Origin of the sequence: Pseudoalteromonas caenipelagi (genome assembly GCF_013140855.1) — a bacterium.
Classification (GTDB): domain Bacteria; phylum Pseudomonadota; class Gammaproteobacteria; order Enterobacterales; family Alteromonadaceae; genus Pseudoalteromonas; species Pseudoalteromonas caenipelagi.
The window spans coordinates 370,871-384,495 of the sequence record NZ_JABBPG010000003.1; the positions used below are offsets into that span (position 1 = coordinate 370,871).

Consider the following 13,625-nt stretch of genomic DNA (forward strand, 5'->3'; position numbering starts at 1 on the left):
ATTTATTTAAGTTTATGGGTGGTTGAATTTTATTCAACAGGTGGGCGGTGAGCTGGCGTGGATGTTTTTTAAACTGTTTTGATGTTCAGCACAAAATAAGAACAAAGGAAAATGACAATTCAATCACGTTTAGGTGAACTTTAGTACTTTATGCATCCCCACATCTTAAGGTTTTTTCTCTACTAGCTTAAAAATTTTATAAGTGGGTATGAATTAACAAAGGGGACATAAAAGTTTTTATTTTCAATGTGTAACAAGTATACAAAGATGCTAAATAGGGCCGCGTAAACAGCAAAATGAGGACAAGGGAAGTCATTTTAGTATAAAAAAACGTTTACTTTTTATTCTCCTGTGTTAAAAAGTAACAAAACAAGATGCTTCTTGCGGTTAATAAGTAACATTAAAGGTTGCTTTATAAGTTTATACAACTTCTCATTTTGTAACTGCAGAAGTTATTTACGCATTTGTACTTTTGGGTAATACATCAACTGGGTTGAATATAATAATAAGGGAACAAACATGTCTAATAAAGTGACCGATAATGCTTTACAAAAATCAAAGCGAACAAAGTTAAGTTTAGCTGTTGCTTCAGCAATTGTGGGGCTGAGTCCTTTCATGCTCACCGCTCAAGAACTGGCTCAAAATGACAGCGATGTCAAGTTGGTCGATCGTAATGATACAGTCGAAGTAATAGAAGTGACAGGCATTCGTGGCAGCATCAACAGTGCGCAAAATATTAAGCGCTATGCCGATACTGTCAAAGATGTGATCACGGCGTCAGATATTGGTGCATTACCAGACAAATCGGTCACAGAAGCGCTCCAGCGTGTACCCGGTGTAACCATTGAACGCTTTGCTTCTTCAGATGATCCAAAGCACTATGCCGATGAGGGGACTGGCGTATTAGTGCGAGGTTTAGACCGAGTGCGTTCGGAAGTAAATGGTCGTGATGCTTTTAGTGCTAACCCATCGGGTGGCTTAAGTTATGAAGACTTTCCTGCGGAGCTATTGGGGGCGGTTGAGGTGGTTAAAAACCAAACAGCTGATTTGATCTCCGGTGGTATATCGGGCACCGTTAATTTGATCACGCGTAAACCGTTTGATTCGGATGAGCGTTTAATTTCATTCAATGCAAAAGCCAATTATGGTGACTTTAGAGAAGAAACAACGCCGTCATTTTCGGCTTTATTTGCAGATAATTGGCAAACAAGTGCGGGTAAGTTTGGTTTTTTAATTGCGGCGTCTCAATCAGAATATCAAACTCGAGGAGATGGAGTTGGCCTAGGTAACTTCCATGCTCGAGGTGATTCATTTGTTCCTACCTTGGATCAATGGGGTGGCATTACTGGTGTCGATCCGTCGTCACCAGTAGATGGCCCCGCTTTACCAGGGCAGCCAGAGGGCAGTGTGTGGCATGTGCCTGTGGCTATTCATATGAGTACGGCAACGAACGATCGTAAGCGTACTGGTTTAACATCATCATTGCAGTGGGCGAATAATGATGAAACGATAGTGGCAACACTTGAACATATTCATTCAAAAGCATCTTTAGAGTGGAATGAGCGTCAAATTGGTCAAGCAGCTCAGGGCTTTAAAAGTTTTATGGGGTCTTCACAAAACTGGATGGATGACGCTGCAAATGGTTACCCGTTAACGACTGAGAATGGTTTTGTCACTTCTGGTGTTGCATTGGGTGTATCCCCCGAAACACCATTTTTCTATCGAAGCCGTTGGAACAGCAATGAAAACACGGTAGACGATACGTCCTTTAAGCTCACTCTTAAGCCAATTGACCGGCTCACGGTTGATTTTGACTATCAACATATAAGTGCCGACAAAGAAGTTGAAAACTATAGTATGTCGGGTCAAACCCGAGGCAACCATGTGCATGTGGTTTCGCCATATTATCTCGATATGCGTGGTGAGCGTCCAACGGTTAAGTTTTTAAGTGACAATATTCTCACAGCGGGTTGGTCGCCAAATGAAGACTGGAATGGCCCTGTGCCGAATGTGTTCTTAGGCAGTGGTATGGAGCAAGTCGAACGTAACAGCGCTGAGTCCGATAGTTTTAAACTCGATTTTAAATATGAGCTAGATGGTAGCTTCACGAGTGTAAGTGCTGGTGCCTATATGTCGGATAAAGAGTTAACGGTGCGTGATACAGCCTATGAGGGTTGGTCTGCCATAGGAACACCTTGGAATCAAGATGACCGAAATGCAGCCGCGGCAGTCAATAGGCCTGAGTTGTTTGAGCGCGTGGACTTTTCAGACTATTACCATGGTGATGTACTGCAAGGTAATGTAAATAACTTTTTATTCCCTAAAATGGAGTTAGTCAGAAACTATGCTCAGTCTTTGCGTCAAGGTTGTAAAGAGGGCTGGCACAATGCCACGTTAAGCGCAGAAAATAATGGTGTTTGTACCGGCACATATGTTCCATATGAGGATAAACCAAATCGAGTCGATGGGCCATTTGCAGCGCATAATATCAGTTCAACCAATGAAAAACGCACTGAGTTTTATGTCCGAGGCGACTTTGATTTTGAACTGCAAGGTATCCCAGTGGTCGGTAATGTTGGTTTGCGTTATGTGAACTACCAACTTAAATCGACTGGGGCGCTCGTGCAACCGCCAGAAAGAAAGCGTGGTGATGTGGGCACATCATTGAATAGTGTGCTGCAACAACCTGAATATAAGCGTTACTATGATATCGCGGGCGGAAAGTCTGAACTAAGTACGGTAGATGGCACTGATTATTCAACGGTATTGCCAAGTCTTAATGTGAGCTTTGGCGTGGCTGAGGATGTGGTGGTGCGCTTTGGCGCATCAAAAGCGGTGTATTATCCAAGTTTGGTTGATGCGAGAAATATCAATATTATTAGCTTGGATTACACCAGACGTTTACAGACGCCGGGCGCTGATTATGATGAAGTAACCAACCCTGTTGTAGGTTTAGAAGATATAGAATTAACAGCGTTATCGGGCAATCCATACATTGAACCTGAAGAATCCGTTAACCTTGATTTGAGCACAGAGTGGTATTTTGCCGATGCAGGCTATATTACGGTTGGCTTATTCAATAAAAAGCTCGATAACATTATACGTAATAGAGCTTTTGACTTGGATGTGACATATGGTGATGAAACCTATGATATTTCAGCGTATGGCCCAGCCAATACTGGTTCAGGTACATTGCGTGGTGCGGAGTTTTCTTACTCACAGTTTTACGACATGCTGCCAGGCGCGTGGCGTGGTTTAGGTTTACAGTTTAACTTTACTTACATCGACCAAGATGGTCTTGAAGACCCGAATGAAGTATCTGCAGGCACACTTGGGTTTGATGAAAATGGTAACCCATTGAATGACAACCGCAATACGTTCCGTGTATTTAGTGGCTTGCCGTTGCAAGGCTATTCAGATAAAAATTTCAACATTATTGGTATGTATGAGCACGAGGCAATCTCGTTTCGCTTAGCTTATACATGGCGTTCAGAATACTTATTGACATTACGAGAGTCTGAAGAGTATGTGCCTGCCTATGCAAAAGCATCAGGCATGATGGATGCGAGCGTTTACTACACGATTAACGAGAATTGGAAAGTCGGTTTTGAAGCAAGTAACTTGCTTGATACGGAAACACAAACCGAGTATCAAATGAACCAAGCAGGTACTCGAACGCAAGCACTGAACTTTACTACTGATAGGCGGTTTGCTTTGAGTGTTCGCGCCACATTCTAGTGTTAAAAAGCCAGCGTATTGACAACTCAATACGCTGGTGGTCAGGCTTATTTAAAGTCTTTGTTTATATGCGCTTATTTAGTTATTTCTACGTAACAGACAAGGAATGAATTGGTTATGCCAGATTTTTTTAAAGGCTCAGGTGATCCCCAGCAGTTGCAGCAAGGTTGGGATATTTTGGCTGAGCAAGTGAGTTTACCTGTTGCTGTATTACGCCAAGATGCACTGCAGCAAAATGCACACTGGATGGCGCAGTTTGCACAGCAAAATAATGTATTACTTGCACCACACGGCAAAACCACCATGTCGCCAGAGTTATTTAAATATCAACAAGGTATGGGCGCGTGGGCAATTACGGTGGCAACGGTACCGCAATTGATTTGTGCAGTTGAAGCTGGCATTAAGCGGGTGATTTTGGCAAACCAATTAGTGGGTCGTTATCACTTCGAGTTAGTTGCAAATTTACTTAAAAGCGCACCGCTGGAGCTATTTTGTTTTGTTGATTCAATCGATAACGTTCACGCGTTGGGGGATTTTTTTAACCAACAAGAAGTGAAGGTCAACTTACTGCTAGAGATAGGTGTGGTAGGTGGCCGTTGTGGGGTGCGCAACTTTGCTGAGTTAACAAGCTTAATCAAGGCTTGTCATGCATACCCAAGCCTTCAAATCGTCGGATTAGGGTTTTACGAAGGGATCATTGGCGGCGAACATGCCGAGCAAGATGTAGAACGCTTTGTTGAAAGTGTAATAATGTACGCTGAGCAGTTACATCAACAAGGTATGTTTGCCTGTTCTGAACCTATTGTTAGCGGTGCTGGATCTGCTTGGTACGATGTTGTAACCAAGGTGATGAAACACAGCGCACACACTTGTGAGTTTAAATTTGTTATTCGTCCTGGATGCTATTTAATTCATGATACAGGCATATATCACAATGCACAGCAAGCCATACTAAAGCGCAGCGAAGCGGCGTGCGGCATTGAAGGCGAGCTTGTATCGAGTTTATTTATTTGGGCTTATGTAACGTCATTACCAGAGCCGGGATTTGCAATCGTAGGTATGGGCAAACGTGATGTTGCTTTTGATGCGGGACTACCCAAGCCGGAATATCATTATGGTACTTACTGCAAGCGGTTACAAAGCCTAAATAGTGATTTTTATACTGAAAAAATCATGGACCAACACGCGATGTTACGTTTGCCGCCCAATCACTTACTCAAAGTTGGCGATATGATATGTTTTTCTACTTCACACCCGTGCTTAACATTTGATAAATGGAAACACATTGGCATAGTTGAGCGCGACTGGGTGATCACCAAAACTATTACTACACATTTTTAATTGAGATAACGCTTTGGATATTATAAGTAAAATAAAGGAAGGGCTGGGTCATTTCAGTCCATCTGAGGAAAAGGTTGCGCGACTGATCATTGCCCAGTTGAACTTTGCAGCCAGTGCTTCGATTAGTGAGTTAGCCGAAAAAGCGCAAGTAAGTCACGCCAGTATCACGCGCCTTGCCCGTACTTTAGGCTGTGAAAATGTGCGTGATTTAAAATTTCAGCTTACTCAGTCAGCGGCAATTGGCGAGCGCTTCAACAACCCTGAGTTGGTTGATAAAGAAAAAATTTCTCATGTGTATGCATCAATCCAAGAGATCTTAGCACTTAATGCCGGACTCATTGAGGAACATATCGTAGAGCAAGCCGGTGCTGCGATTTGCGCTACTCGGCATTGTTTGATTTTTGGCGTAGGTGGTGGAAGCAGCATGATGGCACAAGAGTGTCAAAATCGCTTTTTTCGCTTAGACGTACTAAGTAATGCGTATTCAGATCCTATGATGATGCGTATGGCCGCAGCCACGGTTAACAAAAATGATGTTGTGATTTGCTTATCACTCAGCGGTGTTTCTCCTGATGTGATGGAAGCTGCCCATATCGCAAAAGAGTATGGCGCACAGCTCGTTGCTATTTGCCCAGACAGTGAACTTGCACACATGGCAGATTTTCATCTGCCCATTAAAACTCAAGAGAGCGACTATATTTTCAAACCCAGTGCGGCGCGTTACGCAATGATGGCTGCGGTAGATATTCTTTCCAGTGAAGTGGCTATACGCAACCAAAAACGTTCAAAAGAAAAGCTGAGGCGTTTAAAAATTCAGTTGGACCAGCATCGTGATAAGAGCGCCAACGCTCCACCTGCAGATAAACGCTTCCCGCTGGGAGACTAGCTGACGTGAAGACAATGTATGTTGATAGCATTATTAGAAATGCGGCCGTGTATCAATGGCCGAGTGAACAACCAAAAATCATGGATGTTGCTATTAATAAGGATACAATTGTGGCTGTTGGTGATTGCACTCAATGCCAAGCACAGCAAAGCTATGATGCAACAGGGCTGGTGCTAGCGCCTGGGTTTATTGATGTGCATACTCATGATGATTTGGAAGTGCTTCGCAGTCCTCACATGATCAGCAAAATCAGTCAAGGTGTCACCACCGTGATCGCAGGTAATTGTGGTATAAGTGCAGCGCCATATTTCCAAGCACATTCACCTGTTGATCCTATTAATTTACTCGGCACAAAAGAGCAGCTGAACTATCCCGAGCTCGCCGATTATCAGCGTGCATTTGAACTGGCAGCACCTAGTGTCAATTTAGCAATGTTAGTGGGGCACACGAGCTTGCGCGCGCAGGTTGTTGAAGATTTGTCGCAACCTGCAAGTGTCGGCGAAATAGCACAAATGAAAGCGTTGCTAATGCAGGCAATGGAACAAGGCGCTTTGGGTTTAAGTTCGGGGCTTGCCTATCACAACGCCAAAGGGGCAAGCGCCGATGAAGTGAACGCGTTGGCTAAAGTTATTGCGCCTTTTGATGGTATATATACCACCCATTTACGCACGGAATTTCGCGGCATTCTAGGTGCTATGGATGAGGCATTTGCAACGGCGCAACACGCAGGTGTGCCGTTAGTTATCTCGCATATAAAATGTGCCGGCAAAGAAAATTGGGGAAGAGCATCACAGGTGCTCGCACACCTCGAAAAGCAACGCCAGCAGCAATGCATTGGCTGCGATTGCTACCCTTATGCAGCCAGCTCTAGTACCTTAGACTTAAACCAAGTGACGCCTGAGACAGAGATCTTTATTACATGGTCAGAGCCTCACCCAGAAATGGCGCAAAAAAATTTACACGAGATTGCCTCGCTATGGCATGTGTCATTAGTGGATGCGGCGCAAAAACTGCAACCTGCAGGCGCTGTGTATCACTGCATGTTAGAAGACGATGTAAAGCAATTTCTTAGTTATGAGCATAGTATGATTGGCTCTGATGGACTGCCTTGCGACCCTCATCCTCATCCAAGGCTGTGGGGAACCTTTCCAAGAGTGCTAGGGCATTACAGCCAAGGCGAGCAAACACTGTCATTGGCTTTAGCGATACATAAAATGACAGCGTTGCCAGCAGGGCAATTTAAACTTGAAAAGCGTGGGCAAATAAAGGTTGGGCACTTTGCCGATCTGGTGCTATTTGACCCTCAAACAGTGCGCGACCAAGCCACCTATAGCCAACCTCATTTACCTGCATTAGGCATCGAGCGAGTGTGGGTTAACGGTAAGCTCAGCTATGTTGGCGGCGCAGACCCTGCGTCAGAGGTGGATTACGGTCGAGCGGGTCGATTTTTAAATCGAATATCTAAAAATAATTAAATATAAAGTGTGAGGTTAACATGACAATAAGGCGAATTGGCGCTCAAGGTGGCACGGGCACGGGTGGTCAACATTTACCTTTTGCAAGAGCGGTGGAAGCGGGTGGTTGGCTTAAAGTGTCAGGACAAACACCAATGCGAGATGGTGAGGTTGTGGAAGGGGGGATTGTTGAGCAGTCACGATTAGCGATAAACAACTGTATTGCCATTATGGAAGAGGCGGGTTACGCCCTTGAACATGTAACACATGTGTCGGTGATATTAACCGATGCACGATACTTTCAATCATTTAATAAGGTATTTGCCGAGTTTTTTGGCGCTCATCCTCCTGCGCGCATATGCATGGTGGCAGACTTGGTTGTGCAGTGCAAAGTTGAAGTCGATGTGACGTGTTATAAGGGTGAATAACGCTCACCAGTGAGCGTGTAGTGGAGGAAGTATGTCACAGAGCCAATTCATTTATTTGTTTGCGTTTGTTGCCTATTTGTTCGCGATGGTTGTGGTAAGTTGGGTGGTGTCTCGCTGGCAACGCTCCAGCGACGATTTTTTATTAGCCGGACGTCAGGTACCGCTGTTACTTACGTTAGGTACTACGGTAGCAACCATGGTTGGTACTGGATCGTCAATGGGGGCGGTTGGATTTGCCTATCAACATGCGTGGGCCGGCGCGCTTTACGGTATTGGTGGCGCGCTTGGGATCTTATTGCTGGCATGGCTGTTTGCCCCCGCGCGCGCGCAGGCATTCGCTACCATGAGTGAGGAGCTTGCAAGCTATGTTGGCAACAAAGCAATTGTGAAAAAACTCCTAGCTGTTTTGATCTATGCTGCCAGCATTGGTTGGCTGGGGGCGCACTTGATAGGTGGTGGCATGTATTTGTCATGGCTAACAGGCCTTGATGAAAGCAGTGCCAAGTTACTGATTGGTATCGGTTTGGCAATTTATGTGTCATTAGGCGGGTACTCAGCGGTAGTTTGGACGGATTCCATCCAAGCCATTATTTTATTTGTCGGTTTTTTGCTGATGGCTTACTTTGCCCTTGATGTTATCGGAGGGTGGCAAGCATTGGATAACAATCACATAGCGTACAATAACGGTTTTTTATCGTATCAAAGCATAGGGCTGCTCCCTGCGCTGTCAATGTCCTTGGCTATTTTAGTGGGGGTACTGGCGACTCCGTCATTTCGACAGCGCATATATTCAGCACATAGCGTCAAGAGTATTCGTGTCTCGTTTGCGATATCAGGGGTTCTTTATCTAGGGTTTTCTTTGATCCCTGCGATAATTGGGATCTGCGCTTATGAACTTAATGATCAATTAGATAACCCCGCTTTTGCTTTTCCATATATTGCGTTGAATACCCTACCTGCAGCAATGGGCGGTTTTATTTTGCTGGCGGGCATTTCTGCTACGCTTTCGAGCGCAAGTTCAGATGCCATCGCTGGGGTCAGTGTACTAGTCAGTGATATCTACAAATGGCTGATGCAAACAGAGATAGCACCAGAAAAACAATTGTTAACCTCTCGGCTTGCGATGTTAGCCACGGTATTTACAGCGCTGGGATTGGCGCTGCTCTCCAGCGATATCGTAGGTTACATTACAAAAATGGTATCGGTTGTATTAGCCGGTTTGTGCATCATGGGGTTGCTTGGACGATTTTGGCCAGGCTATACGTGGCAGGGGAGCTTGGCAACACTGGCTGGTGGCAGTTTGGCTGCGGTAGTTGTAAGCACCAACAGCGCTTGGCTTGCTTACTTTGGTAACCCCATTATTCCTGCACTTTTGAGTGCCTTGCTACTTGGTGTGGTGGTGAGTTTACTTAGCAAAAATAAGGTGGACGACACAGCACAACCACAGGTGGTGTCATGAATAGACCTATCAAGGTAATTGCATTCTTCGGCGAGTGTATGGTGGAACATCGTGCGAATGGAGCCTGCCATTTTGGTGGTGATACCTTTAACAGCGCTTGGTACCTCGCCTCTTTACTAAAAGTGGAGCACTGTCCAACACCTCAAGTGAAATATGCGACAGCTATTGGCCTTGAACAATACAGTCAACGATTTCAAAAGTTATTAGAAGACATGGCTATTAGCCGTGATTTTGTTGTAACGCATCAAAGTAAAACGATGGGCAAGTATTGGATAAAGTTAGATCAACATGGTGAGAGAAGTTTTGAGTTTGAGCGCGAGCAAAGCGCAGCAAAAGATTACTTTAAAATCAATGAGCCTTTGAGTGAAGCGCTCAACACTAAAAATATCGATGCTATTTATCTATCAGGGATAAGTTTGGCGATTTTGTGTGACGAACAACTTACCTACTTGCTAGAGCGACTGACAAGGTTTAAACAACAAGGCGGCACTGTTTTATTCGACAACAATTATCGCCCGTCTCTTTGGTATGGCAGAAAGCCGTACTGTGCTTATCTGGCGGTGATGGCATTGGCTGATATCGGATTTTTAACACTTGAGGATGAATTTGCGATTCACGGGATGCACTCCCTAGATGAAGTAATAACGTCCTATAAAAATAACAGCAACCAATTATTGCTTATACGCCAAGGCGCATTGCCTTGTGTTATCAAAAGCCCAAATAGCAATGAACTGACTTATGTTGCAGCTGAGCCTTTGAGCGAACAATGCATTGTCGATACCAGCGGCGCAGGAGATGCGTTTGCTGCTGGGTTTTTAGCATCATGGCTGATGAGTGACCAACAGACAAATGATACGATTAGGCGCGCAGTTCAATTTGCGCATAAAGTTGCGGCTGAGGTTATTCAACACCATGGTGCCCTGATTGCGCCTCACTTATTGCCTACGTTTAAGAATGAGGAGGTGATAAGTGCGTAATTTGCTAACCAAGTGCTGCCATTTTAAATGCTTAACATTACTGACCGGCTTGTTATTTAGCGCCAGTGTATTTAGTCAATTGGCGCTTATGCCAATGCCAAAGTCTATTCAGCTAGGCCAAGGGACACTAGAACTTACCAATAGTTTGAGTGTGTCGGTGGTGGGTTTTAATAAACACAGAGCTCAGTTTCAGCTAGATAGGCTAACAGGTCACTTTACTCGCCTATCAGGCCATCAAACATCTTGGTTTTTATCAAATGATGAACAACCAGTGAATTTGTCAATTGTTGTGAATACTGTTGAGCAGTCTTTGCAGATCCCGCAATTTGGAGAGGATGAAAGTTATCAACTGAAAATTAATGCTAATGGAGTCACCATTCAAGCGGCATCTGTTTTTGGTGCGCAACACGCTTTATCAACCCTGTCTCAGTTGGCGTCGAGCAGCAAAGAACATCACATAACGTTGCCGTTTGTGAAGATTGAAGATAGCCCGCGCTTTGCATGGCGTGGATTGTTATTAGACAGTGTTCGTCATTTTATGCCAGTAGAAACGGTTAAGCGTCAACTTGATGGGATGGCTTCGGCCAAACTTAATGTGCTGCATTGGCACTTGACGGACGATCAAGGTTGGCGAATGCAAAGTAAGGTATTTCCTAAACTAACAAGCCAAGCGTCTGATGGGCTTTTTTATACTCAAACTCAGGTACTGGGTGTGATCCGGTATGCGGCGTTACTTGGGATAAGAGTAGTGCCAGAATTTGGTATGCCAGGTCATGCCAGTGCGATAGCGGTTGCATATCCGGAGCTGATCACCCTTAACCAAGGCTATAAAATGCAGCGCCACTGGGGAGTTTTTAAGCCACTACTGAATATTGCTGATGCTAAAGTGTATACGTTTATTGATAAGTTATTTGCTGAAATGACAGCGATTTTTCCAGATAATTACCTTCACATTGGCGGTGATGAAGTAGACCCTGAGCAATGGCTAAATAGCAAAGAAGTTCAAAAACTCATGGTAGCGAATCAGCTTTCCAGTGGGCAAGACGTGCAAAGCTATTTTAATGCTCGGCTGCAAAAAATCGTCACTAAGTACAACCGTATCATGATGGGGTGGGATGAAATTTTGCATCCCCGGTTATCAAAAAGTGTGGTGGTACAGTCTTGGCGTGGGCATGATTCATTATATAGCGCGGCTAAAAGTGGCTATCAAGGTATTTTGTCGACGGGTTTTTATATTGATCAACCTCAGTACACAAGTTATCACTACCGCAATGATCCACACAAAGTGCAAGATAAAGTTGCGTTAACCAAGCCAAAGCTGAGCCGAACTTTTGTTATCAAACGGCTCAAGGGCAGTTATGTAAAGGGGGAGTTGCTCGTACTTGGACAGCAGGTACTCATCAAATTAAACAATCAACATCACCAAGCTGCACAAGTAATAAGTTTACCTACAGGGAAAAGTAACCGCTTAGTTACAACTTTGGATAGCTGGATGGGGCCGCTGATATTTGAGCTTGATTTAACAAAAGAACTCGGCTTTGTGATGATAGGTAACAGTCGCTACCCGCTTGAGATAAAAGCATTACAAAAAGCCCAAGCAGTAAGCTTTTCTCCTTCACTTAGCAAAGCACAAGAAACGCTGATTTTAGGTGCTGAGGCCACTATTTGGAGTGAGCTGGTGACTAAAGACAATATCGACTTGCGTATCTGGCCAAGGCTCTATGCCATTGCTGAACGTTTATGGTCTAGCAAAGAAACCACAGACACTAATAATATGTATGAGCGCTTAGAAATAATAAGTGCATATGCGGATAAAGTGGTTGGTTTAGCGCATCTTTCACAACAGCAAAACGGCTTTACTGATTTAGTGAATAAAAACCTCAGTGGCACAGAACAAGCCGCCTCACGGCATTTGCTTAATACCATGGCACAGATGCTAGAGCCGAGTCACTATTACACTCGCCATCATATTAAATACCGTAATAATGAGTACCATCAAGAGGCTTCTTTAACGTCGTTTGTAGATTACTTAGCGGTTGAAAGTCAGGTTGTACGAGCTATCCGAACGAGCGTAGTGCAATATTTGGCTGGTAATAAAGCCGAGCTTGAAGTGATAGCTACACAGCTTAACCATTGGCAAATCACGCTACGTGAAAATAAATATCTATTGGCGAAAAGCCAGTTATTAAAAGATGTGCAACGTATAGCTGACAAACTACAGCAATTTGTTTTGCTCGCTAATAAGGTGTTGGCGGTGTGCAAGAATCACTCTGATGAACTTAAGTTAGATCGAAAATTACTGAGTTTACAGCAGTTGCATGACGAAACAGTCATCGCCGCTATCTACCCTTTACGAGAGTTATATTTAGCATGCAAATAAGGACGACAATGAAACTGACATTAATTGGTTTACTGTTCGCAGTGAGCAATGTGGCTGCGAAAAATGCCACTGTTGAAACGCAAGATTGGATAAAAGATGGTGTGTTTACCCAAGGTGTCGAAGGGCCAGCAGTGGATGCCAACGGCAGGTTATTTGCTGTTAATTATGGCCAAGAAGGCACCATTGGGATGGTAACTAGACAGGGGCATGCCCAAATGTTGTTAAAGTTACCGAATGGATCAGTGGGAAATGGTATTCGCTTTGATAAACAAGGTAATATGTTCATCGCCGATTATGTTAATCACAACGTATTGCGTATATCTGCAGCAGCCCTTAGAAAAGATTTAGATATTTCGAAACATCTTAGCGTATATGCACATAACAGTAACATGAATCAGCCCAATGATTTGGCAATGATGGACAATGGTATTGTGTTTGCCAGCGATCCTAACTGGCAAAATAATACCGGTAATTTGTGGCGTATTGACACCGACGGCAGTACTCACTTAGTTGAAACCAATATGGGAACTACCAATGGTGTAGCGGTAAGCCCAGATAATAAAACGCTTTATGTTAACGAAAGTGTGCAACGTAAGGTTTGGCGCTATAACCTTGATGCAGATGGCAACGTTGCAAACAAACAGCTTCATATAGCATTTTCTGATTTTGGCTTAGATGGTATGAGGACTGATGCCCAAGGCAATCTATATATTGCCCGTTACGGTGCAGGAATGGTTGTAGTAGTGTCGCCACGTGGTGAGTTGATTGAGCAAATAAACCTCAAAGGCCAGTACCCTACAAACGTTGCATTTGGAGGGGACGATGGCAAAAGCGTGTTTGTTACCATGCAAAAACGTGGTGCCATTGAAATGTTCAAGGCAAACTTCGCTGGCCGTAACTTTGCCATGAGTGTTGCAGATCAAGGCGCTAAGTCGCCGCTATAAAAGTATTACTTTTAATTA

9 protein-coding genes are annotated in these 13,625 nt (G+C 44.1%); all 9 read left to right on the forward strand.

What is annotated here, in order from left to right; all coding sequences use genetic code 11:
* Positions 1–519 precede the first annotated feature (519 nt).
* Positions 520–3,738 carry a TonB-dependent receptor gene (locus HG263_RS10105; RefSeq protein WP_171625958.1) on the forward strand — a complete coding sequence of 1,073 codons (3,219 nt, stop codon included), beginning with the start codon at positions 520–522 and terminating at the stop codon, positions 3,736–3,738.
* A gap of 117 nt (positions 3,739–3,855) precedes the next feature.
* Positions 3,856–5,079: an amino acid deaminase gene (locus tag HG263_RS10110; RefSeq protein WP_171625959.1), complete on the forward strand. Its 1,224-nt coding sequence runs from the start codon at positions 3,856–3,858 to the stop codon at positions 5,077–5,079.
* A gap of 13 nt (positions 5,080–5,092) precedes the next feature.
* Positions 5,093–5,965: a MurR/RpiR family transcriptional regulator gene (locus HG263_RS10115; RefSeq protein ID WP_171625960.1), complete on the forward strand. Its 873-nt coding sequence runs from the start codon at positions 5,093–5,095 to the stop codon at positions 5,963–5,965.
* 14 nt (positions 5,966–5,979) lie between these two features.
* Positions 5,980–7,440 carry an N-acyl-D-amino-acid deacylase family protein gene (locus HG263_RS10120; protein ID WP_171626101.1) on the forward strand — a complete coding sequence of 487 codons (1,461 nt, stop codon included), beginning with the start codon at positions 5,980–5,982 and terminating at the stop codon, positions 7,438–7,440.
* Between the two features lie 20 nt (positions 7,441–7,460).
* Complete coding sequence (locus HG263_RS10125; RefSeq protein WP_171625961.1) at positions 7,461–7,847, forward strand: RidA family protein; 387 nt, start codon at positions 7,461–7,463, stop codon at positions 7,845–7,847.
* Positions 7,848–7,878: 31 nt separating this feature from the next.
* Positions 7,879–9,306 carry a sodium:solute symporter family protein gene (locus tag HG263_RS10130; protein ID WP_171625962.1) on the forward strand — a complete coding sequence of 476 codons (1,428 nt, stop codon included), beginning with the start codon at positions 7,879–7,881 and terminating at the stop codon, positions 9,304–9,306.
* On the forward strand, positions 9,303–10,283 hold the full coding sequence (locus HG263_RS10135; protein WP_171625963.1) for a sugar kinase: 981 nt from the start codon (positions 9,303–9,305) through the stop codon (positions 10,281–10,283). The genes HG263_RS10130 and HG263_RS10135 overlap by 4 nt, the downstream gene beginning before the upstream one ends.
* The gene (locus HG263_RS10140; RefSeq protein WP_343043979.1) at positions 10,276–12,663 is read left to right on the forward strand and encodes a beta-N-acetylhexosaminidase; all 2,388 of its coding nucleotides are present in this window, start codon (positions 10,276–10,278) and stop codon (positions 12,661–12,663) included. The genes HG263_RS10135 and HG263_RS10140 overlap by 8 nt, the downstream gene beginning before the upstream one ends.
* 8 nt (positions 12,664–12,671) lie before the next feature.
* Positions 12,672–13,607 (forward strand): SMP-30/gluconolactonase/LRE family protein, encoded by a 936-nt coding sequence (locus tag HG263_RS10145; protein WP_171625964.1) that lies wholly within the window; start codon positions 12,672–12,674, stop codon positions 13,605–13,607.
* Positions 13,608–13,625 lie beyond the last annotated feature (18 nt).

Excerpts from the sequence above, each read along its gene's own strand:
- HG263_RS10120 (WP_171626101.1), top strand. The coding sequence starts at position 5,980 with ATGTATGTTGATAGCATTATTAGAAATGCGGCCGTGTATCAATGGCCG.
- HG263_RS10110 (WP_171625959.1), top strand. The coding sequence starts at position 3,856 with ATGCCAGATTTTTTTAAAGGCTCAGGTGATCCCCAGCAGTTGCAGCAA.
- HG263_RS10130 (WP_171625962.1), top strand. The coding sequence starts at position 7,879 with ATGTCACAGAGCCAATTCATTTATTTGTTTGCGTTTGTTGCCTATTTG.
- HG263_RS10145 (WP_171625964.1), top strand. The coding sequence starts at position 12,672 with ATGAAACTGACATTAATTGGTTTACTGTTCGCAGTGAGCAATGTGGCT.
- HG263_RS10105 (WP_171625958.1), top strand. The coding sequence starts at position 520 with ATGTCTAATAAAGTGACCGATAATGCTTTACAAAAATCAAAGCGAACA.
- HG263_RS10135 (WP_171625963.1), top strand. The coding sequence starts at position 9,303 with ATGAATAGACCTATCAAGGTAATTGCATTCTTCGGCGAGTGTATGGTG.
- HG263_RS10125 (WP_171625961.1), top strand. The coding sequence starts at position 7,461 with ATGACAATAAGGCGAATTGGCGCTCAAGGTGGCACGGGCACGGGTGGT.